Source organism: uncultured Sphingomonas sp. (assembly GCF_902806265.1).
In the GTDB taxonomy this organism is placed as follows: domain Bacteria; phylum Pseudomonadota; class Alphaproteobacteria; order Sphingomonadales; family Sphingomonadaceae; genus Sphingomicrobium.
Genome location: NZ_CADCVZ010000028.1, coordinates 1 through 25,111, shown reverse-complemented (window position 1 = coordinate 25,111; position 25,111 = coordinate 1). Strand labels below are relative to the sequence as shown.

The 25,111-nt window shown below is 66.5% G+C and carries 29 protein-coding genes; 17 read left to right on the top strand and 12 right to left on the bottom strand.

Annotated elements, in window-relative coordinates:
* Positions 1-2: 2 nt before the first annotated feature.
* Positions 3-266 (bottom strand): hypothetical protein, encoded by a 264-nt coding sequence (locus QZX62_RS06480; protein WP_294173058.1) that lies wholly within the window; start codon positions 264-266, stop codon positions 3-5.
* A 492-nt stretch (positions 267-758) separates the two neighbouring features.
* Positions 759-3,890 carry a TonB-dependent receptor gene (locus QZX62_RS06475; RefSeq protein ID WP_294173056.1) on the bottom strand — a complete coding sequence of 1,044 codons (3,132 nt, stop codon included), beginning with the start codon at positions 3,888-3,890 and terminating at the stop codon, positions 759-761.
* A 265-nt stretch (positions 3,891-4,155) separates the two neighbouring features.
* On the opposite strand from QZX62_RS06475, the gene QZX62_RS06470 reads away from it, so the two are divergent.
* Positions 4,156-4,596 carry a hypothetical protein gene (locus tag QZX62_RS06470; RefSeq protein ID WP_294173054.1) on the top strand — a complete coding sequence of 147 codons (441 nt, stop codon included), beginning with the start codon at positions 4,156-4,158 and terminating at the stop codon, positions 4,594-4,596.
* Here QZX62_RS06470 and QZX62_RS06465 read toward each other — a convergent pair.
* Positions 4,593-4,793 carry a DUF2093 domain-containing protein gene (locus tag QZX62_RS06465; RefSeq protein ID WP_294173053.1) on the bottom strand — a complete coding sequence of 67 codons (201 nt, stop codon included), beginning with the start codon at positions 4,791-4,793 and terminating at the stop codon, positions 4,593-4,595. The genes QZX62_RS06470 and QZX62_RS06465 overlap by 4 nt on opposite strands.
* A gap of 2 nt (positions 4,794-4,795) precedes the next feature.
* A complete protein-coding gene (gene xseA / locus QZX62_RS06460; RefSeq protein ID WP_294173052.1) occupies positions 4,796-6,184 on the bottom strand; it encodes an exodeoxyribonuclease VII large subunit in 1,389 nt (462 codons plus the stop codon).
* Here xseA and purD point away from each other — a divergent pair.
* From purD to QZX62_RS06445, 3 genes are all read left to right on the top strand, one after another.
* Entirely contained in the window at positions 6,183-7,445 is a 1,263-nt protein-coding gene (gene purD, locus QZX62_RS06455) for a phosphoribosylamine--glycine ligase (protein ID WP_294173084.1), read from the top strand. The two genes, xseA and purD, sit on opposite strands and share 2 nt — an antisense overlap.
* Positions 7,442-7,759 (top strand): hypothetical protein, encoded by a 318-nt coding sequence (locus tag QZX62_RS06450; RefSeq protein ID WP_294173051.1) that lies wholly within the window; start codon positions 7,442-7,444, stop codon positions 7,757-7,759. The genes purD and QZX62_RS06450 overlap by 4 nt, the downstream gene beginning before the upstream one ends.
* A 109-nt stretch (positions 7,760-7,868) precedes the next feature.
* The gene (locus QZX62_RS06445) at positions 7,869-8,444 is read left to right on the top strand and encodes a hypothetical protein (RefSeq protein WP_294173050.1); all 576 of its coding nucleotides are present in this window, start codon (positions 7,869-7,871) and stop codon (positions 8,442-8,444) included.
* A gap of 2 nt (positions 8,445-8,446) precedes the next feature.
* Here the strand turns inward: QZX62_RS06445 and QZX62_RS06440 are convergent, their stop codons facing one another.
* A complete protein-coding gene (locus tag QZX62_RS06440; RefSeq protein ID WP_294173048.1) occupies positions 8,447-9,781 on the bottom strand; it encodes a hemolysin family protein in 1,335 nt (444 codons plus the stop codon).
* Between the two features lie 143 nt (positions 9,782-9,924).
* Here QZX62_RS06440 and QZX62_RS06435 point away from each other — a divergent pair, with 143 nt between their 5' ends.
* Positions 9,925-10,581 (top strand): OmpA family protein, encoded by a 657-nt coding sequence (locus QZX62_RS06435; protein WP_294173045.1) that lies wholly within the window; start codon positions 9,925-9,927, stop codon positions 10,579-10,581.
* A gap of 71 nt (positions 10,582-10,652) precedes the next feature.
* Here the strand turns inward: QZX62_RS06435 and QZX62_RS06430 are convergent, their stop codons facing one another.
* Entirely contained in the window at positions 10,653-11,105 is a 453-nt protein-coding gene (locus tag QZX62_RS06430) for a nucleoside deaminase (RefSeq protein ID WP_294173043.1), read from the bottom strand.
* Positions 11,106-11,145: 40 nt separating this feature from the next.
* Positions 11,146-11,502 carry a hypothetical protein gene (locus QZX62_RS06425; RefSeq protein ID WP_294173042.1) on the bottom strand — a complete coding sequence of 119 codons (357 nt, stop codon included), beginning with the start codon at positions 11,500-11,502 and terminating at the stop codon, positions 11,146-11,148.
* A 140-nt stretch (positions 11,503-11,642) separates the two neighbouring features.
* Here QZX62_RS06425 and rpmB point away from each other — a divergent pair, with 140 nt between their 5' ends.
* Complete coding sequence (rpmB, locus tag QZX62_RS06420) at positions 11,643-11,933, top strand: 50S ribosomal protein L28 (RefSeq protein ID WP_294173040.1); 291 nt, start codon at positions 11,643-11,645, stop codon at positions 11,931-11,933.
* Between the two features lie 46 nt (positions 11,934-11,979).
* Here the strand turns inward: rpmB and QZX62_RS06415 are convergent, their stop codons facing one another.
* Together QZX62_RS06415 and cobT are read right to left on the bottom strand one after the other, a co-directional pair.
* Positions 11,980-12,870, bottom strand: a complete 891-nt coding sequence (locus tag QZX62_RS06415; protein WP_294173039.1) for an esterase-like activity of phytase family protein — start codon at positions 12,868-12,870, stop codon at positions 11,980-11,982.
* Between the two features lie 204 nt (positions 12,871-13,074).
* Entirely contained in the window at positions 13,075-14,895 is a 1,821-nt protein-coding gene (gene cobT, locus QZX62_RS06410) for a cobaltochelatase subunit CobT (protein ID WP_294173038.1), read from the bottom strand.
* 198 nt (positions 14,896-15,093) lie between these two features.
* Between cobT and QZX62_RS06405 the strand changes: the two genes are divergently transcribed.
* Positions 15,094-16,686, top strand: coding sequence for a M10 family metallopeptidase C-terminal domain-containing protein (locus tag QZX62_RS06405; protein ID WP_294173036.1), 1,593 nt, complete (start codon positions 15,094-15,096; stop codon positions 16,684-16,686).
* Positions 16,687-16,748: 62 nt separating this feature from the next.
* Here QZX62_RS06405 and cobS read toward each other — a convergent pair whose 3' ends face one another.
* Entirely contained in the window at positions 16,749-17,753 is a 1,005-nt protein-coding gene (gene cobS / locus QZX62_RS06400; RefSeq protein WP_294173035.1) for a cobaltochelatase subunit CobS, read from the bottom strand.
* A gap of 11 nt (positions 17,754-17,764) precedes the next feature.
* Positions 17,765-18,487 carry a helix-turn-helix domain-containing protein gene (locus QZX62_RS06395; RefSeq protein WP_294173034.1) on the bottom strand — a complete coding sequence of 241 codons (723 nt, stop codon included), beginning with the start codon at positions 18,485-18,487 and terminating at the stop codon, positions 17,765-17,767.
* 55 nt (positions 18,488-18,542) lie between these two features.
* On the opposite strand from QZX62_RS06395, the gene QZX62_RS06390 reads away from it, so the two are divergent.
* From QZX62_RS06390 to QZX62_RS06345, 9 genes are read left to right on the top strand one after another with little or no spacing between them, the layout of a single operon-like run.
* A complete protein-coding gene (locus tag QZX62_RS06390) occupies positions 18,543-18,980 on the top strand; it encodes a VOC family protein (RefSeq protein WP_294173033.1) in 438 nt (145 codons plus the stop codon).
* 24 nt (positions 18,981-19,004) lie between these two features.
* Positions 19,005-19,235 (top strand): DUF4287 domain-containing protein, encoded by a 231-nt coding sequence (locus QZX62_RS06385; protein WP_294173032.1) that lies wholly within the window; start codon positions 19,005-19,007, stop codon positions 19,233-19,235.
* Entirely contained in the window at positions 19,235-19,912 is a 678-nt protein-coding gene (locus QZX62_RS06380; protein WP_294173031.1) for a glutathione S-transferase family protein, read from the top strand. The genes QZX62_RS06385 and QZX62_RS06380 overlap by 1 nt, the downstream gene beginning before the upstream one ends.
* Complete coding sequence (locus tag QZX62_RS11840; RefSeq protein WP_366926186.1) at positions 19,909-20,631, top strand: DUF1428 domain-containing protein; 723 nt, start codon at positions 19,909-19,911, stop codon at positions 20,629-20,631. The genes QZX62_RS06380 and QZX62_RS11840 overlap by 4 nt, the downstream gene beginning before the upstream one ends.
* A 3-nt stretch (positions 20,632-20,634) precedes the next feature.
* Positions 20,635-21,429, top strand: coding sequence for a VOC family protein (locus tag QZX62_RS06365; RefSeq protein WP_294173030.1), 795 nt, complete (start codon positions 20,635-20,637; stop codon positions 21,427-21,429).
* A 13-nt stretch (positions 21,430-21,442) separates the two neighbouring features.
* Positions 21,443-21,934, top strand: coding sequence for a VOC family protein (locus tag QZX62_RS06360; RefSeq protein WP_294173029.1), 492 nt, complete (start codon positions 21,443-21,445; stop codon positions 21,932-21,934).
* A complete protein-coding gene (locus QZX62_RS06355) occupies positions 21,927-22,649 on the top strand; it encodes a dihydrofolate reductase family protein (protein WP_294173028.1) in 723 nt (240 codons plus the stop codon). Before QZX62_RS06360 ends, QZX62_RS06355 begins: the two co-directional genes overlap by 8 nt.
* A complete protein-coding gene (locus QZX62_RS06350; protein ID WP_294173027.1) occupies positions 22,646-23,326 on the top strand; it encodes a glutathione S-transferase family protein in 681 nt (226 codons plus the stop codon). The genes QZX62_RS06355 and QZX62_RS06350 overlap by 4 nt, the downstream gene beginning before the upstream one ends.
* Before the next feature lie 54 nt (positions 23,327-23,380).
* Positions 23,381-24,130 carry an SIMPL domain-containing protein gene (locus tag QZX62_RS06345; protein ID WP_294173026.1) on the top strand — a complete coding sequence of 250 codons (750 nt, stop codon included), beginning with the start codon at positions 23,381-23,383 and terminating at the stop codon, positions 24,128-24,130.
* Here QZX62_RS06345 and QZX62_RS06340 read toward each other — a convergent pair whose 3' ends face one another.
* Positions 24,131-24,709, bottom strand: coding sequence for a J domain-containing protein (locus tag QZX62_RS06340; RefSeq protein WP_294173025.1), 579 nt, complete (start codon positions 24,707-24,709; stop codon positions 24,131-24,133).
* A gap of 38 nt (positions 24,710-24,747) precedes the next feature.
* Between QZX62_RS06340 and QZX62_RS06335 the strand changes: the two genes are divergently transcribed.
* The gene (locus QZX62_RS06335; protein ID WP_294173023.1) at positions 24,748-25,035 is read left to right on the top strand and encodes a BolA family transcriptional regulator; all 288 of its coding nucleotides are present in this window, start codon (positions 24,748-24,750) and stop codon (positions 25,033-25,035) included.
* Positions 25,036-25,111 lie beyond the last annotated feature (76 nt).

Genomic DNA, 25,111 nt, shown 5'->3' with positions numbered 1-25,111 from the left:
GATCAGCCGGCCGGCTTGTAACCGGTCTTCTGCTGCACCCGTTCAGTCTCGGTCCGGTCGTTCGCGCGACGGGCCTGCCATTCCTCCGCGGTCAAGCACACCTGCCGGCCACCCAGCCGGGTACCGGTTTCTTCTACACGCTCACAAATCTTCTTGGCAGGCTTGACCGTCTTGGCGGGCGCCGGCGCGGCGCTTGTAGCGGCCACCTGAGCGGCTGCAGGCACAGCCGCGGTGGTGAGCATCGCAGCAAGGAAAACGAGATTCAATTTCGATCTCCCGATTTGTTCGAAGGCTGAAGGGTGCTGGTATCTGGTCGTCCTGTCCAACAGCTTTCGACGAATGACCTGACGTTGCCCGATCGAGCATCCGTCATGTTCTCCAGCGACACCGCCCGGGCGAGCAGTGCGAACAAGTCGAGCGGCGACAGCACGAGCGCCCGATCGAATTGGGTTCAGCGCGCCAGGGAGTTACCGGGCACGCGGCAGATGGCCGCCAGCTTCAGCAAGCGGCCGACCCGCTCCGGCGCAAGCGCGGCAGCCTCTTTCGGCAAGCATCCAACTGTGGCGGGATCCCGGCAACCGACCGATCCGCGCCCCGGACCAGTCAGCTTAAGGGGCGGCTAGCGCCCGTCTTCACTGAAGATTGAGACCCGGAAGAGCACGTCGGAACTTTGAAGATGCCGCGGAATCGCTAGCACCCAAGAAAACGGCGGAGGGTCGCCCCTCCGCCGCTTACTTTTTCCTGCCGCGCAGCGTGGCTTAGAAGCGGAAGCGCACACCCGCATAGTAACGCCGTCCGAACACGTCGTACGTACCCGCATTCGTGTCCGTGCCCGTCGTGTTGAAGGGCGAACCCGTCAAGATGTTCGGTGGGTTGTTGTCGAGCAAATTGTCGGCACCCACGTAGAACTCGTACTGGTCCGCTGCTTTGAACGAGGCTTGTGCATCCAGATAGAACTGGGCCGGGATCTTGATTGCGTCCGGCTCAAGGTCGAATGCTGCCAGCGTCTGATCGTCTTCCCTCGACTTACCGATGTAAGTGCCGGTGAGATTAAGGTTGAAGCGATCCACCGAGTAACCGACGTTGGCTGTGAAGCGGTTCTTGGCGGCCCCGATCTCGCCCGCAAACACGTCCTTCTCTGCACCGGGCAGGGGGATGAGGTAGCCATCCAGAACGTGAGTGTAGGCTAGACGGGCGTTGACAACCCCCGGTACCCCGAGACCGCCAAGTGGCAGCCGTTGAGTAAGGGTGAAGTCCAAACCCTTTGTTGCGAACTCACCCGCGTTGACCGAAGCCGCGTTCACAAACTCCAGCGTACCGGCGTTGTTGACTGCGGTGGCGGTCGCCCGGCGCTGAATGAAGGAGCAATAGAGGGGATCGCCCTGCACGTAGCACTGGGTCAAGATGAACGCGCGCGGCGGCGCCGAGATCACGTCTTCGATCTTGATGTTGAAGTAGTCGACACGAAGCACGGTGTTGCGAAGGACATCGATCGAACGAGGATTGATCGTGACGCTTGCCGTGTACGAGTCGGACTTTTCCTCGTTCAGGTTGGGGTTGCCGCTGTTGAAGCCGCTAACGCCCTGACGATCGGACTGGCTAACGGTGAACACACCATTGTTTGCAGCGATGTTCGCCAGCACGCCCGGTGCCGCGCGGCACTGGGTGCCCAAGGTTCCGCCAGTGGTCAGCGTCACGCCGATGCATGGATCGATCACCGACGGGAAGGTCTGCGACGGCCCGGTGAACAGCTCGCCGACATTCGGAGCACGCACCGCGCGGGCGTAGGTACCCGACAAGCGAATGTCCCGAACCGGCGACCATTCGACGCCGCCGCTGTAGCTGTAGACGGTGCCCACCGTTGAATAGTCGGAGACACGACCTGAGAGGCGCAGATTGAGCTGGTTGAAGAAGGTCCGGTCAGCAAGGATCGGCACGTTGACCTCGCCGTAAGCCTCCTTGACGTTGAACGAGCCCGAGGTGTCGGGAAGCGCGTTGCCGGCGTTCAGCCCCTGGTTGGTCAACGCATCGTTGTTCTCGGAGCTCGACTCCTTGCGGTACTCGCCGCCGACTGCGATGCCCAGCGGACCCGCAGGCAGTTCGAACAGCGAACCCGACAGGTTGGCCTGGAGAACCTGCTGCGTGATGCGGGTCTGGAAGGTCTGCTCGGCCTCCAGATAGTCGAGAGCAGCCTGCGAAATGGTGCCCTGGCCGAAGATGTTGACTGGGACGCAGCCTTGGGCTCGGGCCTGCGGGTCGGCGCAGACCGGACCATCCGTGCCGGGGATAGCCGAAAAGGCATTCCGGAAATTGACGGTGTTGATCTGACCGTTGCCGCTCTGGTTCTCGATGGTGCGCCCAAAGTTGTAGGTCGCGTCCCAGCGGAACCGGTCGCTGAACAGGTCGCCCTCGAAGCCAGTGACAAAGCGGTAGAAGTCACGAGTGGTCTCGCTGCGGCGATTGCCGAATTCGAGCAAACGGCGTGAGAAGCCGATGTCGCGCAGGCCGTCACCGTTGGTATCGGTCGCGGCATTGAAGATTTCGTCGGGAACGAACGGATTGCGGACGATCTCGAAAGTGCCGGGCGCACCCGCCACCGGGACGCGGGTCTCGATTGGAGCCTGGCCGCCGGTGCCCGGGAAAGCACCGGTGCTGCCGGCCGAGGTGAAGCCGAATGGCTCGATGTTACGGCGCGCACTGGTATTGGAGTAGGTCGCCTCACCGATGAACCGGACGCCGTCGTCGGCCAGGTCATAGTGCATCCGAGCAGCGAACAGGTAACGCTCGACCGGCACCGCAATGGTGCGGAAATTCTGACGGTTGAAGCCTCGTGCGTCCAGTGCCGTACCCGGCGCCACTCCGCAAGCCGCTGCCTGACCGGGGGTGATCGTCCCACCGTTCTGGCTGAAGCCCCGCTCCAAAACGTTTCCGGGGCCAAAGGTGAATTGGCAGCCCCCTGCCGTGAAGACGCCTTGGGGCGGCAAGCCGGAGAAGCGTCCTTCCGCCGGAACTCCGTAGTCGTCCGGGTCACCCGTTATGTTGAAGAAGGTGTCAAGATCATCGATTCGAGTGTTGCGACGCTGCCGCGACAAAAGCTGACCCTGCTTGGTGTAGCCGATGTGGGCCATCACATTTCCGCGGTCGTCGGCGAAGTTGCCGCCGACCGTGACATTCGCTTGGCGACCAGGCGTGTCGCCGCGCTCGGTGATGTCGAACTGAGCGTTCGCCTCCACGCCTTGGAAGTCATCCTTGTAGATGAAGTTGACCACGCCCGCGACCGCGTCTGAACCGTAGAGCGACGACGCGCCGCCGGTCAGAATGTCGATGCGCTGGATGAACTGCTGCGGGATGACGTTGAGGTCGACGGTTGCCGAACCGGGCAGACCGGCGACGACGCGGCGGCTGTTGACCAGTACCAGCGTGCGGTCGGAACCCAGGTTGCGCAGGTCAACGGTCGCGACGCCCGTACCCGAGGTGAGGAACGCGGTGTTGGTACGGGCCAGGGTCGGCGTGCCGAACACCGGGTTTTCGAGCAGGATGTCCTGGACGTTGGATACGCCAGCCTGATCGATCTGGACGTCGCTGACGACCTGAACGGGCTGGACCGACGTGATGGTCGGCGAGGCAATGCGCGAACCCGTGACGATGATCTCGTCACCCTGCTCAGTGCTGGTCGCCTGACCGGCGGCCGCCCGCGTTTCCTCGGTCTGACCAGCCTCTGCCGGAGCTGGGACATCGGCCGTTGCGCCTACGCACTGGCCGTTGGCATCGCGCTGCGGGCAATCCTGAGTCTGGGCCTGGTCCGACTGGGTTCCCAGCGTCTGGGCCGCAGCCGGCGTGGACAAGGATGCAACACCGAGCGCGAGCGGAGCCACGCTAGCAAGGCTCATGAACTTGAACGAAGTTTCCACTGAGTTTCCCTTTTGGACTCGAAAGACGTTGGGTCAGCCGAACATTCAGCTGAATGGAAAAGACACCCGCCATGAGGCTAGCTCCTCCCACCCGTCGGCGCGCTGATGCAATACAGCTGGCCGAGGTGTAAACCCGCGGGCACCTTGCTCAAGAGCTTTGCTTCGACATGTCTCCAAGATGCAACACTGGCATCGCCGGTGGGCTGCGGTAACACGGGCTGGAGTGGGCACAGGAGACTTGGCTATGAAGTGGGGAGTGGCTGTTATCGCAGCGGCGGTTCCGGCAGCAGCGGCGGCACAAGGCAGCGAACGGCCGGAAATCCTGACCAAACTCATCGAATGCCGTCGTATCGATGACGCGGGGGCACGGCTACGTTGCTTGGACACGCAAGTGGGTCAGCTAGTGGAGGCTGAACGCACGCGGGAAGTAGTAATCATCGACCGCGGGGATGCGAAACGGCCCGAGTTTACCGAGATCAACTCACGCTTGAAATCGGTCAACAACGCCGGTGGGCGCTGGCGCCTCACGCTTGAGGATGAGGCGACGTGGATTCAGGCAGACAGCGAAGAGCTTGCCCGTGCGCCCCGGCCTGGAAGCTCCATTCGCATCCGCAAGGGCGTTCTGGGAAGCTTCCTTGCCAACATCGATCGGCAGCCGGCAATCAGGGTCCGACAGGTCCGCTAGGTCGTTCCCTCCGCCGCCAGACTGGCGTGGGCATCGCGGTAGGCTTCCTGCCGGGCGACGTTCCAATAGCGGAGCTTCTCCAGCGGGATGCGCTCGCCGGTAACCGCGCAGCGAACGTGGTCTCCGTCCGAGAGCAAGCGAAAGGTGCCGGCCATATAATGTACGCGCGCCTCCCGGCGACCGCCTTGCATCAGCATGTTCAAGCTTCCTCGCCGTCGAACAAGGACGGCTGCGGGTTAAGATAGGAGGGGCGCGGCCGGCGCTCAACCCGGCGTTGCGGAGCGGCGATGTCGCCCGTGCTTGCCTCCACCCGGCCGTCGCCGAAGTGCAGAGAAAGGTCGCGCGCCGAACGGGCATCCGCGGCGCGAGTCAGGGTTCGTCCGGCGCGATCGGTGACCCGCACGAAGCCGCGGCTCAGCGGCCGTTCGGGGTGAACGAGCTCGGCCATCTTCCAGGCTGCCTGCAGCCGCTCGGCGGAGCGGGCGATCCGCTGAGCGATTAGGCTCGGCTGCAGCCGCGGCGCCACCAGGTTCATCGCCGCCTCGCCTTTGTGCGTGCGCGCCGTCAGCGCCCGCGGCAGCCGCGCGGCCACCTCGTCCAGCCGCTGCTGCCTGACGTCCAGCAAACCGTCAGCTTGCGGCCACCGGCAGGCGGTCAGCGCTAGGCGTTCGCGGGCGAGGTCGGCCCGGCGCTGCAGGCAGCGCCGCTTGCGGGCAAGCAGGTCGTCCAACTGCGCGCGCAGCTCAGCACGGACCGGTACCGCCAGCTCTGCGGCGGCAGTAGGGGTCGGCGCGCGCAGGTCGGCCGCATGGTCGATCAGGGTCGTGTCGGTTTCATGCCCGACCGCGCTGATGAGGGGGATCGGGCACTCGGCGGCGGCGCGCACCACCTCTTCCTCGTTAAAGGCCCATAGATCCTCAATTGAGCCGCCGCCCCGCGCAACGATCAGCAGATCGGGGCGCGGGCTCATCGCCGGGAAGCCGCGAATGGCGGCGGCGATGCGGGCCGCAGCGCCCTCTCCCTGCACCGGCACCGGCCAGACGACCACGTGCGTCGGGCAGCGGTCTTCCAGCCGGTGGAGAATGTCGCGGATCACCGCGCCGGTGGGCGAGGTCACCACGCCGATTACGCGTGGCATGAAGGGCAGCCGCCGCTTGCGCTCCGCCGCGAACAGGCCCTCGGCAGCGAGGGCGCGGCGCCTCCGCTCGAGCAGCGCCATCAGCGCGCCTTCGCCCGCCAGCTCCATGCGCTCGACGACGATCTGGTACTTGGAGCGGCCTGGGTAAGTGGTCATGCGGCCGGTCGCGATCACCTCGGCGCCGTCCTCGGGCCGGAACGCCAGCGTCGTCGCACCCGAACGCCAGATCACCGCGTCGATGCAGGCCTCGTCGTCCTTGAGGGTGAAATAGCAGTGGCCCGAGCTGTGGCGCTTCCACCCGCTGATCTCGCCGCGGACGCGAACCCGGCCGAAGCCCGCTTCCACCGCCCGCTTCACGGCTCCGGCAAGCTCCGCAACGGTGAGCGGCGGCGAATTGTCGCCTCCTGCGGTCTGCGCTAGGAGGCCGGGCGTGTCTTCGGGGAAGCTCATTGATATTCTGCTGCTGGGGTCGGGCGGGCGCGAGGATGCGCTGGCCTGGCGGCTGAGGCAATCGCCAAGCTGCGGCCGGCTGCTAGCGGCGCCGGGAAATCCGGGCATTGCTCGCTGGGCGCAGTGTGTCGCAATCGATCCATGCTCGCCAGCCGATGTAGTGACGCTCGCCCGAAGTGCGAACATCGACCTGGTCGTTGTGGGTCCGGAGGGGCCCTTGGTCGCCGGGGTCGCCGATGCCTGCCGGGCCGCGGGCATCGCAGTGTTCGGTCCCAATGCCGCCGCGGCCGAGCTCGAAGGGTCCAAAGGCTTCACCAAGGACCTATGCGCCGCAGCAGTAATCCCCACCGCTTCCTATGTGCGGGCGAACGGCGACCAGGAGGCCCTTGCCGAGCTGTCCCGCTTCTCCCTGCCGTTAGTGGTCAAGGCGGACGGCCTGGCCGCGGGCAAGGGCGTGACGGTCGCCGAAACCCGGGCGGAAGCGGAAGCCGCGATCGCCGACATCGGCAATGCTCCGCTGGTCATCGAGGAGTTCCTCCATGGCGAGGAAGCCAGTCTGTTCGCGCTGGTGGACGGCGAGGTTGCGGTGCCGCTCGCCTCGGCCCAGGACCACAAGCGCGTCGGTGATGGCGACACCGGCCCGAACACCGGCGGCATGGGCGCCTACAGCCCGGCGCGAGTGCTGACGCCGGAGCTGCAGGCGCGGGCCATGGCGGAGATCGTCCTGCCGACCGCCCGGGCGATGGTGGCCATGGGCCGGCCGTTCAGCGGCGTGCTCTATGCCGGGCTGATGCTGACGGACGAGGGCCCCAAGCTAATCGAGTATAATGTTCGCTTCGGCGACCCGGAATGCGAAGCGATCATGCCGCGCATCGAGGGGGATCTCGCGGAGTTGCTGCTGGCGGTCGCCACCGGCAGGCTGGCCGAGATCGCTCCGCCAGAGCTCTCGGACGAGACCGCGATCACGGTGGTCGTCGCTGCGGAGGGCTATCCTGGCACTCCGCGCAAGGGCTGTGTCATCGATGGCATCGAAGCGGCCGAGCAGGTGGAGGGCGTAACGGTGTTCCAGGCCGGCACGGCGCGGCATGGCTCCGGCGCGTTGCTTGCAGCGGGCGGACGGGTTCTGGCGATCACCGCGCGTGGGCCAACGCTGGCCGAGGCACGGGCGCGCGCCTACCGAGCGACTGACGCGATCGACTTCGCCGACGGTTTCTGCCGCCGCGACATCGGCTGGCGCGAACTGGAGCGGGAAGGAACATGAAACGCAAAGCCATGCTGCTGGTGGGAGCCTTGGCCGCGGTGGCGGCGGCCGAGGTCTACCATGGCCCCCTCCGTGCAGCGCAGAGGCTTGAGCAAAAGATCGAGCGGCAGGCCCGGGCCGAGCTCGACCGGAACGAGATGTTCCAGGTGCAGGCGCAGCTGCAGGATCGACCGCTCAGCCGCACCCTGGTCCTGTCGGGCCCGGCCGACGACTTCCAGCGGGGCGAGCTGGTCCGGGTGATGGGTGAGCTTCCCGGAGTCGCCGCGGTCGAGTGGGACCCGGCCTCCCTGCAGCCAAGGGAAACCCGGTCATGATCCCGTTGTTCATTGAAGCGGCGGTGCTGGCGCTGCTCGGCTATTTGCTGGGGCTGGGCACCGCCTGGCTGACCTATCTGCACCTGCGTTATCAAGCGAGAGGATGGAAATGAGTGAATTGTGGGCCGCTTACTGGCCGGTGATCCTGATTGCGGTCGCAATCGGGCTGATCACCGGCTTTCTGATCTTCCGGCCCAAGCAGCGCGTCACCCTGACCAAGGACGAAGCGCCGGTCCGACCGCACATGGCAGTGGCGCAAACGGCCGAAGTGTCCCGGCCGATGCCAACCCCAGCACCCGTTACGGTTGACCCACCGAGCCCGGACGACAGCGACGGCGGCGGCGAAGGCGAGGACTTGGCGGACGAGGCCGCGGCGGCAATCAGCGACGTCACCGGCGAGTTCATCGGTGCGCCCGTGCACAGCCACCTGCCAGGCTCCAGGGGCGTTCCCGACGACCTGCAGAAGCTCAAGGGCGTCGGCCCCAAGCTGGCGGGACTGCTGCAAAGCAAGGGACTGGTCCGCTTTGAGCAGATCGCCGCGCTCGGCAGCGAGGACGTGCAGCGGATTGATGCCGATCTCGGCGCCTTCCGGGGAAGGTTGACCCGCGACCGGGTGGTGGAACAGGCTGGCTACCTCGCCCGCGGCGATCATGCCGGGTACGAGGCGCAGTTCGGAAAGCTATAAGGCTAAAGAAGCGCTTCGGCTTCCTGCAAGCGAGGCGCCCTGCGGGTCACGAGCAGCTTGTCGATCTTGCGGCCGTCGAGGTCGACGATTTCGAACGTCCAGCCGTCGTGCCCGAACCGCTCGCCGGTCTCGGGCAGGTGCTTCAGGACCGAGAGGGCGAAGCCGGCAACGGTGGAATAGTCGCGCTCCGTCGGCATGCTGATGCCGAGCCGGTCCTCCAGCAGGTCGGCGTTGGCGGCGCCGGACACGAGCCAGCTGCCGTCCTCGCGTTCGACCAGCGGCGGGTCCTCGTCTTCCATGTCGTTGGCGAACGAGCCCGCCAGCGCCGCTAGGATCGATCCGGGCGTGACGATGCCGTCGAAATGACCATATTCGTCATGGACCAGCGCCAGCGGAACCTCGGCGGAGCGGAGCACGGACAAGGCGTCCATGGCGTCCATCACATCCGGGATCACGGGCGCCTTGCGCGCTAGCGCCCGCAGATCTAGCGGGCGCCCGTCCAGCATCGCGTCGAGCAGATCGCGCGCCCGAAGTACCCCGACGATGTTCTCCACCGTTCCGTCCGCCACCGGGATGCGGCTGTGCGGGGTGTCGGACAGCGCGCCGCGCAATTCGTCGGGCGAGGCGTTGATGTCGATCCAGTCGACGTCCGTCCGCGGGGTCATGACCTCGCGTACCGGCCGATCCGCAAGGCGCACCACCCCCGAGATGATCGCTCGCTCATTCTCCTCCAGCACGCCGGCGGTCTGGGCCTCGGCAACCACCATGTGCAGCTCCTCGGCCGTGACCTGGTCCTGATTCTCGCGGTTCAGGCCCAGCACACGGAAGATCAGTGCGCTGGTTTGGTCGAGCAGCCACACGAACGGCGCCATGGCCTTGGCCAGCCACAGCATCGGCCGGGCCATGGCCACGGCGATCGGTTCGGGCGTGCGTAGCGCGAACTGCTTGGGCACCAGCTCGCCGATCACCAGCGAGGCGAAGGTAGTGACCACGATTACCAAGCCAAAGCCGACGCGGCGCGCCGTGTCCGGTTCGAGGCCGGTGGCCGCGAGTCGCTGGGCGACGGGTTCGCCCAAGCTCGCACCCGAATAGGCGCCCGCTAGAATGCCGATCAGGGTGATGCCGATCTGAACGGTGGAAAGAAAGCGCCCAGGATCGGCAGCAAGCGCAAGGGCCGTCCGCGCTCCGCCCCTGCCGCCCTTGGCGAGGCCCTTCAGCCGCGCTTCACGCGCGGACACGATCGCCAGCTCGCTCATCGACAGAACGCCGTTCACGGCGATCAGCGCGAGGATGATGAACAGGTCGGTCCAAGGGAACGGGAGCAGGTGGTCGCTCATCGAAGACAGTCGCCTTAGCCGGTCGCCGGTCCCGGCAGCAAGCACAAGATCGGTTCGCATCCGGAACCATCGCCGCATGCTGCCGGTTTCACCCGCAGTCGTTTCCTGTTCCTGGAGTTTGTATGTATCGCCTCACCCGAACCATGACCGGGCTTTCCCTAAGCGGCGCACTGCTCGCCACCTCGGCCTGCGTGACCAATCCGGAAACCGGTAACCGCCGCTTGTCCAACACTGCGCTTGGAGCGATCGGCGGCGTTCTGGGCGGTTATCTCCTGGGCGACGTGGTGGGTGGACGCAGCGACCGCACCGCCAAGATCCTCGGCGCAGGCATCGGCGGGCTCGCGGGCGCGGCCGTCGGCCGGTACATGGACCAGCAGGAGGCGGAGCTCCGCAGAGAAACCGCCGGCACGGGCGTGGAAGTGATCCGCCAAGGCGACGACCTGGTGCTGCGCATGCCCTCGGGCATCACCTTCGCCTACAACCGCTACGACGTTCAGCCGCAGTTCCAGTCCACGCTGAACGAGGTTGCCTCCACCCTGGCTCAATATCAGCAAACTTATATCGACGTCTTGGGCCACACCGACTCGTCGGGCAGCTATGAATATAACCAGGGCCTGTCCGAACGGCGGGCACAGTCGGTTGCCAGCTATCTCGCCTCACGCGGGGTCAATCGGGCGCGCATGGCGACCCGCGGCTTCGGGGAAACCCAACTGCTGGTCAGCCCTGAGCAGACCGAGGCCGACCGCGCGGCGAATCGGCGGGTGGAGATCCGGGTGGTGCCGCTGCGCACTCAAGGCTGACGCTGCCGCTGGACGGTCCTGATCAGCGTGCCAGGAAGGGCGCTCCGGCCGGTGCCGGGGCGTCCTTCTTTCTAGCGCCGCTCAGCAAAGAAGCTTCGTAGCTGCGCCGCCGCCTCGGCTTCGCCGATCCCGCCAAGCACGTCGGGACGGTGTTGGCAGGTCGGCTGGCCGAACACGCGCGGGCCGTGAAGCACGCCCCCACCCTTCGGATCCTCCGCGGCGAAGCGTAGCGCGTCGAGCCTGGCGAGTGCGATCGCGGCCGCGCACATCGCGCAGGGCTCCAAGCTCACCCATAGCGTGCAGCCGTCGAGCCGCGGCGTACCGAGCGCCTCGGCCGCCCGCCGGATCGCCACCATTTCGGCATGAGCGGTCGGGTCCAGGCCCGAACGCATGGCATTGCGCGCTTCCGCGATCTCCTTCCCGTCACGGGTGATTACCGCGCCAACGGGCACCTCCCCAGCGATCGCGGCCTCAGCTGCAAGGTCGAGCGCGCGGCGCATGGGCAGGGGAAGCGGGAAGCTCATTGCTTCCCGCGCTAGCGCAAGCCGGTCGCCGAGTCAGTCGTCAGGGCTGGGTCGCGTTGGTCGTGGCAATCCCGTTCTGCTGCGGCGGCTGCGCGCCCTCCTGCTGCGGCTGCGCGCCTTGCTGCCGCTGCTGCTGCGCGGGCACCGCGCCACCGTCCGCCGGCCGCACCTCGATGGCGGGAAGCTTTACCGTGCGTTCCTGCGTGCCGACCCCGATCTTGCCCGTCTCCACGTCGAACCGCGGCGCCTGACCGCCCGACGCCACCACGCCCGACTGGTTGACGTCGATCTCGGGGGCCGCTGCCGCCTGGGTCTGGTTGATGTTGATGAAGCCGGTGGCGATCGCTCCGATGGCCACCACGATCAGCAGGATGAGCAGTAGCAGGATCGCACGCATGAAGCCTCCCTAGTGTGTTTGGCCGTCAACGCTCGCTTGCGCCGCGCGGTTGCCTCCGGTTGACGACCTGTCCTCCAGCGGCTATCGGGCGGCGCTTTCCGGGTGCCTTCGGGTGCCCCTTTTCTTATCGGGATCGAACCATGTCGCGCGTGTGCGAGCTGACCGGCAAGGGCCGGCAGGTGGGTAACAATGTTTCCCACGCCAACAACAAGACCAAGCGGACCTTTCTGCCGAACCTGCAGAACGTGACGCTGATCAGCGACGCGTTGGGCCAGAGCGTCAAGCTGCGCGTGTCGACGCACGGGCTGCGCTCGGTGGAGCATGTCGGCGGCCTCGACAATTGGCTGGCCAAGACCAGCGACGACAAGCTCAGCACCAAGGTGCGCAGGCTGAAGCGCGAGATCGCCAAAAAGGCGACAACCGCCGCGTAAGTGGATGTTGCCGTGCTCCGCGCCTGCGGGGACCGGTTCCTCCTTGCTACGGCAGGTCAACCGCAAGCAGGACCGTGCGGCGCAGGTCGCTGAAGTCATTGTCGCTGATCAGCCATAGGCGCGTGCCCCCTGAGGGTAGGCGCTCGGCGGCAAGCCCTTCCATGTTGGTCAGCGGCCCCACCGGGACGCGCCAACGCAGTCGCACCCGGCCGCCGCCACGCTCGCGGCTGAGCTGGCCGAGATGGTTAACGAGACCGGTTATCCCGGCCTGACGCACCAGCACCAGCACGCGCCCGTCGGGCAGCCGGGCGGCATCGGCGATCTCGCCCTGCGCGCCCTGCAACTGTGTTCGCGCTAAACCGTGCGGGCTCAAGCGGAGCAACTCGCTTCCATTCTCCGGCAGTAGCAGCAGCCCGCCAAGGTCGTCAGCGACCAGCGCCTCGACCCCCTTGTTCAGGACCCAGTTCCGGCCAGGGCCGAAGGCCGCCTTGGCCTCGACCCGCGCGAAGCTCCGATCGTACCGCCACAGCGAATGGCGGTTCTCGAACGCTACCCACCAGGAGCCCGACCGATCACGCAGCAGGGCTTCGCTGTCCCGCCAGCGCCGCTCATGCGGCGGGCCGGGACCATCCGGCAGGTCATGGAGCAAAGCCCGGGCGCTTCGCCCCGGCTTGGGTAGCGAAGCTACCACACCTGAATCGGTCAGGACCAGCAAACGGGCGCCGTCCACCGCCAGCGCTGAAGCGCCGCCGAAGCGCGGGTCGTCGACCGACACCGTCCAGGCGCCTGCGCTGCCCGCTACTTCAAGCGGCTGATAGCGCACGTCCGCCACCCGGTCGGGCAGCGGCTGACGGCTCGGCATACTGCGCAACTGGGCGGCCGTAAGGATGATCAGAAGCGGCAGGAGCACGGCCGCGGCCAACGGCGCCGCCAGCATGAACTTTGGCTGCACGGCCCGTTCAGAACCGTTCAACTGCGAATCGCGCATAAGCGACTGAGCGGACGGGACTTTCTCCCCCTGTCTCCCGTCATTCCGCCAGCCACGGCGGAGTACGAGGTCCCTCGCGTCGCGTAACGAGGGGGGGACCCGGTGCCAGTTGTGTAGCGCACCGGGTCTTTCCTCTTTGTGGAACGGCCTGCCTCATCCCTTTACTTCGAACAGGCCGGCCAGCTGGTCCACCAATGCTCCGCCGAGCTGCTCGGCATCCATGATGGTGACCGCCCGGCGGTAGTAGCGGGTCACGTCATGCCCGATGCCGATGGCCGCGAGTTCCACCGGCGACCGGCTTTCGATCCAGCCGATCACCTGCCGGAGGTGCTTCTCCAGATAGGCGCCGCCGTTCGCGCTGGCGGTGGAATCGTCCACCGGCGCCCCGTCGGAGATGATCATCAGGATGCGGCGCTCTTCGGGTCGGGCGATCAGCCGGCCGTGCGCCCACAGCAGCGCCTCCCCATCGATATTCTCCTTGAGGAGACCCTCACGCATCATCAGGCCGAGGTTGCGGCGGGCATGGCGGTAAGGCTCATCGGCGCGCTTGTAGATGATGTGCCGGAGGTCGTTGAGCCGCCCGGGGTTAGGCGCACGGCCGTCCCCCAGCCAAGCCTCGCGGCTCTGCCCGCCTTTCCAGGCGCGGGTGGTGAAACCGAGGATCTCGGTTGCGACCCCGCAGCGCTCCAGCGTCCGGGCGAGGATGTCCGCACTCATCGCTGCAATGGAGATCGGCCGGCCGCGCATTGAGCCCGAGTTGTCGATCAGCAGGCTGACGACCGTGTCCTTGAACTCGGTGTCGCGCTCGACCTTGTAGCTGAGCGAGTGGCCGGGTGAGACCACCACGCGGGCGAGCCGGGCGGCGTCCAGCAGCCCTTCCTCCTGATCGAAATCCCAACTGCGCGCCTGCTGCGCCATCAACCGCCGCTGCAACCGGTTGGCCAGCCGCGTGACCACGCCGGACACCTGCCCCATCTGCCCGTCGAGGTAGGCCCGGAGCCGAGCCAGTTCTTCCTCGTCGCACAGGTCGTGGGCCTCGACCACTTCGTCGAAGCGAGTAGTAAAAGCCTTGTAGTCGCCTGCCAGCTCCGGCTCGCCCACGCGGCGATTGGCGCGGGGTTGGGCGGACTCGTCGCCTTCTTCGCCGGGCTGACCCTCGTCGCCGTCCATATCGTCGGCGGAGATGTCCTGGTCCTCGCCACCTTCATCCGTTTGTTCGGCGCGCATCTCCATCTCGCCGGCGGACGGGCTCTGGTCCTCCGTGTCCTGGTCCGCCTCGTCCTGACCGGAGTCCTCGCCTTCTTCTTCGTCACCACCTACGTCGGGCGCCTCGTCGCTCGGGTCCTCGGCGGCCGCGAGCTCCAGATCCTCAAGGAGCTTGCGGGCCAGCGCCGCGAAGGCAGTCTGGTCGTCGAGCGCCAGCCCCAAGGCGTCGAGGTCGGTCCCGGCGCGCTCCTCGATCCAATCCCGCACCAGCCCGAGGCCCGGCTCGGCCGCCCGCGGGGGAGGCGCCTGGGTCAGCCGTTCCCGCGCGAGCAGGCCAAGCGCCGTTGCGAGCGGCACTTCTTCGGCGGTCCGCGCGCGGGTGATGGCATCGGCTCGCACCCGGGCTTCGGTCAGTTCGGCCAGGTTCGCGCGGACGCCGGGCATCGTTCGGGCGCCAAGGGCTTCCACGCGCGCGGTCTCCAAGGCGTCGAACACGGCCCGGGCGTCAACGTCGAGTGGCGCTGCGCCATGGTGGAGCGCGCTGTTGTGATGGCGCAGGCGAAGCGCCACGGCGTCCGCCGCCCCCCGCGCCTCGGCGACCAGCTTGGGTGACAGGCTTGGCCCGGGCGACACGACCCGCGCCAGCTTGCCTCCCGTTGCTCCGCTTTCGGAGGCGAACGCAACCTCCACTTCGCCATCGTGCGCAATCGCCCGGGCAGCGCCCGCGAGCACCCGGCGGAACTGGTCAAGAGAGGACGGCTCACCCATCGCCGCCGCTTTAATGGGGGGAGCGAGTTGATGCAAAACGTCCCTTTCGGGGACGTCGAGCGCGTGCGGAAAACACCGCCGCATCAAGTAGTTAATAATTTGTTGACAGTCCGTTGCCGGACATGCAGGTTGCGCTACCTTGCGCCCCAAGGGGGGCCAAAGTCGGGCACCGGCCCCCTTCTTCGAGGGGACGATCGAATGTGCGGAATCTGTAAAAAGCTGGGCGTTCAGAACCGCCATGTCCGGGAAGGTAGCGAGCGGCTCGACTTCAACTTGGACGACTATGCGGGATCAGGCCTGACTTTCCGCGGCAAGCCGATATTCGATCAGGCAGGGGTCATCAATCAGATCGACGCCGGGCGCGAGATCAAGGCGTCCAACGGCGTGATCACCTACACCTTCCTCGACCTCAATCACCTGACGGGGTTGTATAACAACCCGAACTTCGGCTTCACGGCTGGTACCGGCCTCAGCCCGTTCACGGCCGAACAGCGGGACCAGGCACGCGACTCGGTTAAGCTGTGGGACGAGTTGATCCCGCAGACCTTCAAGGAGACCAATGGGCTGGGTGCCGACATCCAGTTCTCCAACTCGGCCGATTCGGCTCAGGCCTATGCCTATTATCCGGGCAAGAAGGGGTGGAAGTTCCAGAGTGACGTGTTCGTCGCCGATCCGGAACTCAATTGGACGAACGAGTGGTTCAGCTTCGGGGGCTACGGCAAGACCATCCTGGTTCACGAGCTCGGGCATGCGCTCGGCCTGTCGCACCCGGGTGAGTACAACGGCGCCGGCGCGACCACCTATGCGGCGCAGGCTGAGTACGCCCAGGATAGCACGCAATATTCGATCATGTCCTACTGGAGCGCGTCGGAAACGGGCGCTCGGATCGTGAACTGGAACGAGTTCCTGTTCAGCAACGCGCAGACGCCGCTGCTCCACGACATTCTGACTATCCAGTCGAAGTACGGCGCCGACCCGACCACTCGGGCAACCAACACCACCTACGGCTTCAACTCGAACGCGGGCAACGCCGTCTACGACTTCAGCAAGAATCCCTACCCTTACCTGTCGATCTATGACGCCGGTGGGATCGATACGCTGAACCTATCGGGCTATACGATCGGGCAGTTCATCGACCTGCACCCCGGTTCGTTCAGCTCGGTCGGGGCCGGTGCCCCCACGGAGGCGACCGTCAACGCCGCGCTCGCCAAGCTGACGGAAATCAGCGGCGAGGATTGGGGTTCGATCGATCAAGCGTCGATCAACGGGATCATCAATAACTTCCGGACCGCGAACGCCGCCGACATCGCCCTCGATACCGGCGTCAGCGACATCTTCGCCTCCGAGTACAGCAACCTGTCGATCGCCTATAAAACGATCATCGGGAATACGATCGGCGGCTCGGCTCGCGACCTCATCTGGGGCAACGCCGTCGCCAACCGGCTGGAAGGCCGCGGCGGCAATGACGTGCTGAACGGCTACGAAGGCGCCGATACCTTGTTCGGCGGCGCCGGCAACGACACCTTCGAGTTCTCGCACCTGGAGAAGGGCGACCGAATTGCCGACTGGAACGCCGGCGACAAGATCGACCTGACCAAGCTCGATGCGATTGCCGGCGGTGCGGACAACGCCTTTGCCTTCATCGGGAACGGCGCCTTCACCAAGACGGCCGGCCAGCTGCGCTACGCCGACGGGTTGCTGCAGGGCGACACTAACGGTGACGGCATTGCCGACTTCGCGGTGGTGCTTACCGGCGCCCCGGCGCTCACGGCGGCCGATATCCTGCTCTAAGCGCAGCTCACCTTCGGGTGGATGAAAGCCCCGCCGGTTCGCGCCGGCGGGGTTTTTGCCTGTCAGGCCCGCGCCGCGACACTCTCCGGCAGGTCGGTTCCGAACACCCGCTGATACATCTCGGCGATCAACGGCCGCTCGGCCTCGTCGCATTTGTTGAGGAAGGACACGCGGAAGGCGAAGCCGACATCCTCGAAGATCAGCGTGTTCTGGGCCCAGCTGATCACCGTGCGCGGGCTCATGACGGTGGAGATGTCGCCATTGATGAAGGCTTGCCGCGACAGCTCGGCCACCTTGACCATCTTGTCCACAGTGGCCCGGCCGTCCGGCTTGTCATACTCGCCCGACTTGGCGAGCACGATCTGCGCTTCGACCTTGGCTGGCAGGTAGTTGAGCGTGGTGACGATGTTCCACCGGTCCATCTGCCCTTGATTGATCGCCTGGGTGCCATGGTAGAGCCCGGTCGTGTCGCCGAGCCCGACGGTGTTGGTAGTCGCGAAGAGGCGGAAAGCGGGGTTGGGCCGGATCACCCGGTTCTGGTCGAGCAGGGTGAGCTTGCCCTCTACCTCCAGAACGCGCTGAATGACGAACATGACGTCCGGGCGCCCCGCGTCATATTCGTCGAATACCAGCGCGACCGGATGCTGCAACGCCCAGGGCAGCAGGCCTTCGCGGAACTCGGTGACCTGCTGGCCGTCGCGCAGCACGATCGCGTCGCGCCCGATCAGGTCGATGCGGCTGATGTGCGCGTCGAGATTGATCCGGATGCAAGGCCACTTCAGCCGGGCCGCGACCTGCTCGATATGGGTCGACTTGCCCGTGCCATGATAGCCCTGGACCATCACCCGGCGATTGCGAGCGAAGCCGGCGCAGATCGCCAGGGTGGTGTCGGGATCGAACACGTAGGCTGGGTCGAGGTCGGGGACGCGCTCGTCCGCCTCGCTGAAGGCGGGCACTTCCATGTCGCTGTCGATGCCAAAGGCCTCGCGCACCTTTAGCACCTTGTCGGGCGCGGCCATCAGCGTTTCGCCGCTGGCTTGCGGCTGAGCATTGGAGATGTCGTTCATGGCGGGTGGCCTTAGGGCAGCTGGCTTGGAGCCTCAACAACGCCGCTCGCCGAAGCTTTCTCCGGCAGGATGAAGAGAGAGGGAAAGCGGCGGGCAAGCGCGACATTTCCCTCGACCAGCACCGTCTCGACCGGCGCACCGCCGTAGATGGCCGCAGCGACCGTGGAAGCATCGGGTGCGGCCATGACCAAGTCGGGTTTGTCCGGGGCGCCGCGGCCCACTTTCACCTCCTCCCCGGCCTTGCTCCAGTGGTAGGCCTCGTTGCCGATGTGAAAGACGATGCTCGCTTCGAACCCCTGCGCGGCTGCAGCATCGAGCATGGTGCGGAGCGACAGCATCAGCGAGACCGGGCTGAAGGGCCGGGTGGGATCATGCTGCGGCGAGCGTACCGCCCACCGCCCGAGCGCAGCGAAGATCGGTGCCGCCTCATAGCCCCAGCGCGTCAGCTCATACACCTGCACCGAGGCCGGCGGCGGGAGCTTGCGGCGGGTCAGCACGCCGGCGGCCTCCAGCCCTTCAAGCCGCTGGGTCAGCACGTTGGCGCTGATGCCGTTGAGGCTCGCCCGCAGGTCCGAGAAGCGCCGCGGCCCGAACAGCAGCTCGCGGATCAGCGGCATCGACCAGCGTTCACCGATCAGGTCCATGCCGTGCGCCGCCGCGCAGGCATCGTCGTACCGCCGCTTGTCCTCGCCTCGTCGCGCCTTGGTTACTTTTTCTAACTCCACAGTTGTCATTTATAACTTTGGAGTGCATTCTTCAAGGCGAATCGAGTCGAGAGGAGAGAAGACAATGTCCCGGATGATTTTCATCAACCTGCCGGTCAGCGACCTAGAGCGGTCCGTCCGCTTCTACGAGGGCATCGGCGGTCGCAAGGAGCCCAAGTTCTCCAACGAGGCGGCGGCGATGATCGTGCTGTCCGATGTCATTCACGTGATGCTGCTGACCCACCCCTTCTATTCCTCGTTCACCGGCAAGCCGATCGCCGACGCGCACGCGACCAGCCAGGTCATCCTCTGCCTGTCCGCGGAGAGCCCAGCCGCAGTGGACGCGATGGCCGAGGCGGCAGCCAAGTCGGGCGGCAGGGTCGATGTCGGCCGCAAGCAGGAGCCGGTGCCATTGATGTACGGACGCGATTTCGAGGACCCGGATGGGCACAGCTGGGAGGTCATGTGGATGGATTCCGCCGCCGCCGAGCAGGGTGCTTCCGCGTTCGAGCAGGTCGCCTGACTTTCCCCGGCAAGGAGAAGAGCGATGTCCTTCCAGGCTTACCTGCGAACGATCGAGGAGAAGACCGGCCGCGACCCCCAAGGTCTGCGCGATTGGGCGCGGGCCAAGGGGCTGCTCGAAGGCGAGCGGCTCAAGCCTAGCGCGAAGGCGGGTGACGTTCTCGCTCCCGCCAAGGCGGAGCTCGGGCTCGGCCACGGCCACGCGATGGCGGTATATGCCCTGCTCAGCGGTAAGCGCCATGAAGGGAACGCCTGATGCCGGTCGATCCCACCGCAGCCGCCGAGATGACGGCCTTCCGCTGGGTCCCGCCGATGGCGGCCGGACTGGTGCGCGACCTGCGCGTCCGCTGGGCGCTGGAGGAGGCCGGCATCGCTTATCGCGAGCGCTTGTTCGACTTCCAGCACCTGCCGGCGGATTACCTCAACGAACAGCCGTTCAACCAAGTGCCGGCGTATCGCGACGAGGCCGTTCAGCTCTTCGAGACCGGAGCCATCGTCCAATACGTCGGCGAGCAATCCGAGGCGCTGCTGCCGCGTGAAGTCCAGGCCCGCCACCGCGCGATCGGCTGGACCTACGCGGCGCTGAACAGCGTCGAGCCCGGGATCATGAACCTGGCGATCATCGACCTGTTCTACCCCGGCGATCAGTGGGCCAAGCTCCGCCGGCCGGGAGCGGAGGAATTCGCGCAGCTCAAACTGCAACGGGTGGCGAATTGGCTAGGCGAAAAGGAGTGGCTGGAGGGCCGGTTCACCGCGGGCGACCTCGTGATGATCACCGTGCTGCGTATCCTCCGCCACACGCAGCTGGTTGCCGAGCACCGGAACCTGGCCGCGTACGTGGCCCGAGGTGAAGCGCGGCCCGCGTTCCAGCGCGCTCTGGCCGATCAACTCGCCGCTTTCGAGCGGCACCAGCCGGAAGGAGTTGCAGCATGACCTACGTTGAAGGCTTCATCGTCGCTGTACCGCAGGAGAACCGCGAGGCCTACCGCCAGCATGCCGCGGCGGCCGTGCCCTTGTTCCACGAGTTCGGCGTGCAGCGGCATGTCGAGGCGTGGGACGACGACGTCAAGGAAGGCCAGCACACCGACTTTCGCCGGGCCGTGCAGGCCAAGGATGGGGAAAAGGTCGTCTTCTCCTGGTTCGAGTACCCGGATAAGGCCGCCCGCGATGCCGCCAACGCGAAGATCATGAGCGATCCGCGCATGGAGGAGATCGGCAAGTCGATGCCGTTCGACGGCAAACGCATGGTATTCGGCGGCTTTGCTCCCTTCGTCGACGTGGGCAGTTCAGCCGGAACCTATGTCGATGGGTTCGTCCTGCCCGTGCCCGAAGCCAAGCGCGAGGCTTACCACGCCATGGCGAACCAGGCTTGGGAGAACTTTCGCAAGCACGGCGCGCTGCGTCTGGTCGAGGCATGGGGCGACGATGTGCCCGACGGCCAAGTGACCGACTTCCGGCGTTCCGTCGCGGCCGAGCCGGGCGAAGGCGTCGTCTTCTCCTGGATCGAGTGGCCGTCCAAGCAGGCGCGCGACGAGGCCTGGCCGAAGATCATGGAGGACCCGACCATGCAGCCCGACGGCGAGATGCCGTTCGACGGCAAGCGCATGTTCTGGGGCGGATTTGAAACCATTCTCGACGAGCGAAAGGGCTGAATCATGGCGAACCAACAGGGAAGTTTCATCTGGTACGAGCTGATGACCCCCAGCCCGGACGACGCCAAGCGCTTCTATGACACGGTGGTCGGCTGGAACATCGAAGCCCAACCAGCTGGTGACATGGACTACCGCATGATCGGGCGCAGCGACGGCAGGCTTGCCGGCGGCGTGATGCGGCTTTCCGACGAGATGCGCGGCGGTGGTGCGCGCCCGGGCTGGCTTGGCTACATCGGGGTCGACGATGTCGACTCCACCGTCTCAAGGATCGAAGGCGAGGGCGGCAAGACGCTGATGCCGGCGCACGACCTGCCGGGAGCCGGGCGCTTCGCCCTGGTCACCGATCCGCAGGGCTCGCCCTTCTACGTCATGCGGCCGGAGCCGCCGGCGGACCAGCCGGACGCCGTCAGCGACGTCTTCTCGGTCGACCAGCCGCAGCATGTGCGCTGGAACGAGCTGGCGACCAGCGATCCCAGTGCGGCGATCGACTTCTACAGCCGCCACTTCGGCTGGCGGCAGGACGGCGACATGGACATGGGAGAGCTCGGGAAATACCAGTTCTTCTACCAGGGCGACACGATGATCGGCGCGGTCATGCCCAAGATGCCGCAGATGCCCGCGTCCACCTGGACCTTCTACATCGGCGTGGACGACATTGACCGTGCGCACGAAGCCGTTCGCTCCGGCGGCGGCCAGGTGCTGCAGGAGCCGATCGAGATTCCCGGCGGCGAATATTCGATCACCGCCGTCGATCCGCAGGGCGCCGTCTTCGGACTGGTCGGTCCGCGCAACGCTTAGCAGGAGAGAAAACATGAACAAGCTCACCACTTGCCTGTGGTTCGACCATGGCGAGGCCCGCCGCGCGGCCGAGTTCTACGCGGCGACCTTCCCCGACAGCCGTGTCGGCTCGGCCACCGACGCCGCGGCGGACAACCCTTCCACCCAGGCGGGCGACGAGATCACGGTGGAGTTCACCGTCCTTGGGCAAAGCTTCGTCGGGCTGAACGGCGGCCCGATGTTCAAGCCGAACGAGGCGGTCAGCTTCATGGTGCTCACCGACAGCCAGGAAGAGACCGACCGCTACTGGAACGCGATTGTCGACGGCGGCGGGGCCGAGAGCCAGTGCGGCTGGTGCCGCGACCGCTGGGGCTTCTCCTGGCAGATCACCCCGCGCCGGCTGCTCGAGCTCACCGCCGAGGGCGGCGACCGTGGCAAGCGGGCGTTCCAGGCCATGATGCAGATGAAGAAGATCGACATCGCCGCGCTCGAAGCGGCCGCAGCGGGAGAACCGGTTGATGCGTAAGATCAGGGGAAGCGCCTTCGTCTCGCTCGACGGAGTCATGCAGGCTCCCGGCGGGCCGACGGAGGACCCGACCGGCGGCTTCGCACACGGCGGCTGGCTGCCGCAGTTCTTCGACGAGGACATCGGCGGCGCGATCGACGCTTTCTTCGGCCACGACTACGACCTGCTGCTGGGCCGGCGCACCTACAACATCTTCGCGGCGTACTGGCCCTATGTGGGCGGCGAGGCGACCGGGATCGGCGAGGTCTTCGACCGCATCGGCAAGGACGAGGGCGAAGCCGCGGCGATTGAAATGGGCGAGGCGTTCACCCGTGCGAACAAATATGTGCTGACCCGCGGCACGCCCGAGCTCGGCTGGTCCAACAGCCACCGGCTCGGCAGCATGGACGAGCTGCGCTCGATCAAGGAGGGCGAGGGTCCCGACCTGCTGATCCAGGGCAGCAGCACCATCTACCCCGAGCTGCTCGCGGCCGGACTGCTCGACCGGCTGACCCTGATGACCTTTCCGGTGGTGCTTGGGCCCGGCAAGCGGCTGTTCGGCGAGGGTACGCCGGCCAAGGGCTTGCGGCTGGTTGACCACCAGGTCACCCGTTCGGGCGCCGTGATCGCGACCTACGAGCCCGGCGGCAAGATCGCGCACGGCTGGGCCGGCCCGCAGTCGACCAGCGGGCGTGAGCAGGCCCGCCAGCACGCAATCGCGGACGGCAGTTGGTGACCCCCTCGACGCCGCTCGGGACAGACCTCCAGCTCTTCGCCCACCCGTTCAGCAGCTACTGCATGAAGGTGCTGATCCCCTTGTGGGTGAACGGAACTCTATTCGAGTACCGGATCCTCGACGAAGAGCACCCGGAGAACATGGAAGAGTTGCAGCGCCGCTGGCCGTTCGGGCAGTTCCCGCTGCTCGTGGATGGCGACCGGACGGTGGTCGAGACGACCTGCATCATTGAGCATCTGCAGGCGCGCGATCCTGTCGGCATGCGATGGATCCCGGACGGCGAGATCGGCCGGCGCGTGCGCTTCCTTGACCGCTTCTTTGACCTCTACGTCATGAACAACATGACGGTGCCGGTGTTCGACACGCTGCGTCCGGAGGGTTCGCGCGATCCGTTCGGCGTGGCGAAGGCACGCGAGCGGCTGCTGGTGGCCTACGACTGGCTGGAAGCGAACATCGGCGGCGGACCCTGGGCCGTTGGTGACAGCTTCACGCTCGCGGACTGCGCCGCCGCGCCCTCGCTCTTCTACGCCGACTGGGTGGAGGAGATCGGGCCCGCCCGGCCGAAGCTCGCAGCCTATCGCGAACGCCTGCTGGCGCACCCGGTGGTTGCCCGCGCGATCGACGAAGCGCGGCCGTACCGCGCCTTTTTCCCGCTGGGCGCGCCTGACCGCGACTGATTGACGCAAGCATGTAACACTATAACAATGGCTCGCTTTGGAAGGAGCCAGTTCATGCGTCACCTTGCCCTCGCCTGCACCATCCTGCCCCTGCTGTCCGCCTGCCAGGCTCGCGAGCCCGATCCGCGCGGCGTCGAGCCGGGCGAAACGCTGCTGACCATCTCCGCGACCGGCCGTTCCGACAGCCGTCCCGACGAGGCCAGGCTACGGCTGGGCGTCACCAGCCAGGGGCCGAGCGCGGGCGGCGCTAGCCAGCTCAACCGCGAGAAGATGGCCCGGGTGACCGCGGCGCTCACGGCTCTTGGCGTCAAGCCCGACGACCTGCAGACCCAGGATCTGTCGCTGCAGCGGATCGACTACGGCCGCGAGCGCGGACAGTTCCGCGCCGCCAACATCGTCGAGGTGCGGCTGACCGACATGGCACGGGTCGGCGAAGCGGTGACTGCGGTGACGGAGGCCGGCGCGAACGTGCTCGGCGGGCCGAGCCTCAGGGTCTCGGACCGCGAAACCGCCAATCGCTCCGCCTACGCCGCCGCCTACAAAGCGGCCCGGTCGCGAGCGGAAGCTTATGGCGAGGCGGCGGGCCTGAAGATCGTTCGCGTCGTCAATATCGTGGACGGCGGCGAGTACGGCGTCCCCTACCCGCCACCGATCGTGCGCGGAGAAGCTTCGGTGATGGACATGGCCGTCCAAGCCACCGCCGTCGCCCCACCCCCGCCACCCGAGTCCGGCACGCCGTTCAACCCCGGCGTGAACCGCACCGAGGTGCGGGTGCGGGTGGACTTCGCGCTGGAACCGGCCTGATCAGCCGAACGCCGGCGCGGCCTTGAGCGTCTGCCAGGCGTCGATCACCGAGCGGAGCTTGGATTCCTGACTGCGGTCGCCGCCGTTGCGGTCGGGATGGTAGCGGCGCACCAGTTCGGAATAACGCTTGCGCACGGCGTGCAGGTCGGTGTCGGGCCCGAGTCCCAAGGCTTCCAACGCCCGCCGCTCGCCAGCGGAAAAGCGGCTCTGCGGCGCCGAAGCAGCGTTGACGCGCGCGCCGAAGCGTCCGGCGATCGCGTCCAGCGGATCGCGAAAGTCGCTCCACGGCGGCGCCGGGTCGGCACCCCCATGCGCAAAGGCGCGGGTGGCGCGGTCCCAGGCGGCGACCGGCGACTGGGCGGCCTCGATCTCCTCCGGGCTCATGCCGGTGAAGAAGTTGTAGCGGGCATTGTGCTCGCGGACGTGGTCGAGACACAGCCATTGCCACTCGCCCGGCCCATCGAAGCTGCTCGCGCTCAGCGGCGCCTTGAACTCGCCGGCGTGGGCGCAGCCCGGCACGGCACAGCGGTCCGCCGCCCCTTCAACCCGCCCGTGAAATTTCTGACTTCTTGACGCCACTCTCGTCCTCTTGAGCCAAGCCGCCTAATATAGCGCCCATGAACCAAGCTTCCACCGGTCCGATTGCCCGCGAGATCACCGCTCGTCTTCAGGACGCACTCGCCCCGACGCGGCTCCAGCTAGATGACGACAGCGAGCAGCACCGCGGCCACGGCGGCTACAATCCGGCGGGCGAAAGCCACTTCAGCCTCCTGATCGAAAGCCCGGCGTTCGCCGGCAAGAACCGGGTCGAGCGGCAGCGGATGATCTATCGGGCGCTGGGCGAGTTGATGCAGGAGCGGGTCCACGCGCTCGCCATCACCGCAGCAAAGGCGCCCGGCGAATGAACAACGACAGCCCGATCCTGATGAGCCTGGCGCCGGTCAGCCACGACCTCGGCGGCTTCAAGGTCCATCGCACCCT

Coding starts and splice junctions, on each gene's coding strand:
- QZX62_RS06475 (WP_294173056.1), bottom strand. CDS start 3,890: ATGAGCCTTGCTAGCGTGGCTCCGCTCGCGCTCGGTGTTGCATCCTTG.
- QZX62_RS06470 (WP_294173054.1), top strand. CDS start 4,156: ATGAAGTGGGGAGTGGCTGTTATCGCAGCGGCGGTTCCGGCAGCAGCG.
- QZX62_RS06465 (WP_294173053.1), bottom strand. CDS start 4,793: ATGCTGATGCAAGGCGGTCGCCGGGAGGCGCGCGTACATTATATGGCC.
- xseA (WP_294173052.1), bottom strand. CDS start 6,184: ATGAGCTTCCCCGAAGACACGCCCGGCCTCCTAGCGCAGACCGCAGGA.
- QZX62_RS06450 (WP_294173051.1), top strand. CDS start 7,442: ATGAAACGCAAAGCCATGCTGCTGGTGGGAGCCTTGGCCGCGGTGGCG.
- QZX62_RS06445 (WP_294173050.1), top strand. CDS start 7,869: ATGAGTGAATTGTGGGCCGCTTACTGGCCGGTGATCCTGATTGCGGTC.
- QZX62_RS06440 (WP_294173048.1), bottom strand. CDS start 9,781: ATGAGCGACCACCTGCTCCCGTTCCCTTGGACCGACCTGTTCATCATC.
- QZX62_RS06435 (WP_294173045.1), top strand. CDS start 9,925: ATGACCGGGCTTTCCCTAAGCGGCGCACTGCTCGCCACCTCGGCCTGC.
- QZX62_RS06430 (WP_294173043.1), bottom strand. CDS start 11,105: ATGAGCTTCCCGCTTCCCCTGCCCATGCGCCGCGCGCTCGACCTTGCA.
- QZX62_RS06425 (WP_294173042.1), bottom strand. CDS start 11,502: ATGCGTGCGATCCTGCTACTGCTCATCCTGCTGATCGTGGTGGCCATC.
- rpmB (WP_294173040.1), top strand. CDS start 11,643: ATGTCGCGCGTGTGCGAGCTGACCGGCAAGGGCCGGCAGGTGGGTAAC.
- QZX62_RS06415 (WP_294173039.1), bottom strand. CDS start 12,870: ATGCTGGCGGCGCCGTTGGCCGCGGCCGTGCTCCTGCCGCTTCTGATC.
- cobT (WP_294173038.1), bottom strand. CDS start 14,895: ATGGGTGAGCCGTCCTCTCTTGACCAGTTCCGCCGGGTGCTCGCGGGC.
- QZX62_RS06405 (WP_294173036.1), top strand. CDS start 15,094: ATGTGCGGAATCTGTAAAAAGCTGGGCGTTCAGAACCGCCATGTCCGG.
- cobS (WP_294173035.1), bottom strand. CDS start 17,753: ATGAACGACATCTCCAATGCTCAGCCGCAAGCCAGCGGCGAAACGCTG.
- QZX62_RS06395 (WP_294173034.1), bottom strand. CDS start 18,487: ATGACAACTGTGGAGTTAGAAAAAGTAACCAAGGCGCGACGAGGCGAG.
- QZX62_RS06390 (WP_294173033.1), top strand. CDS start 18,543: ATGTCCCGGATGATTTTCATCAACCTGCCGGTCAGCGACCTAGAGCGG.
- QZX62_RS06385 (WP_294173032.1), top strand. CDS start 19,005: ATGTCCTTCCAGGCTTACCTGCGAACGATCGAGGAGAAGACCGGCCGC.
- QZX62_RS06380 (WP_294173031.1), top strand. CDS start 19,235: ATGCCGGTCGATCCCACCGCAGCCGCCGAGATGACGGCCTTCCGCTGG.
- QZX62_RS11840 (WP_366926186.1), top strand. CDS start 19,909: ATGACCTACGTTGAAGGCTTCATCGTCGCTGTACCGCAGGAGAACCGC.
- QZX62_RS06365 (WP_294173030.1), top strand. CDS start 20,635: ATGGCGAACCAACAGGGAAGTTTCATCTGGTACGAGCTGATGACCCCC.
- QZX62_RS06360 (WP_294173029.1), top strand. CDS start 21,443: ATGAACAAGCTCACCACTTGCCTGTGGTTCGACCATGGCGAGGCCCGC.
- QZX62_RS06355 (WP_294173028.1), top strand. CDS start 21,927: ATGCGTAAGATCAGGGGAAGCGCCTTCGTCTCGCTCGACGGAGTCATG.
- QZX62_RS06345 (WP_294173026.1), top strand. CDS start 23,381: ATGCGTCACCTTGCCCTCGCCTGCACCATCCTGCCCCTGCTGTCCGCC.
- QZX62_RS06335 (WP_294173023.1), top strand. CDS start 24,748: ATGAACCAAGCTTCCACCGGTCCGATTGCCCGCGAGATCACCGCTCGT.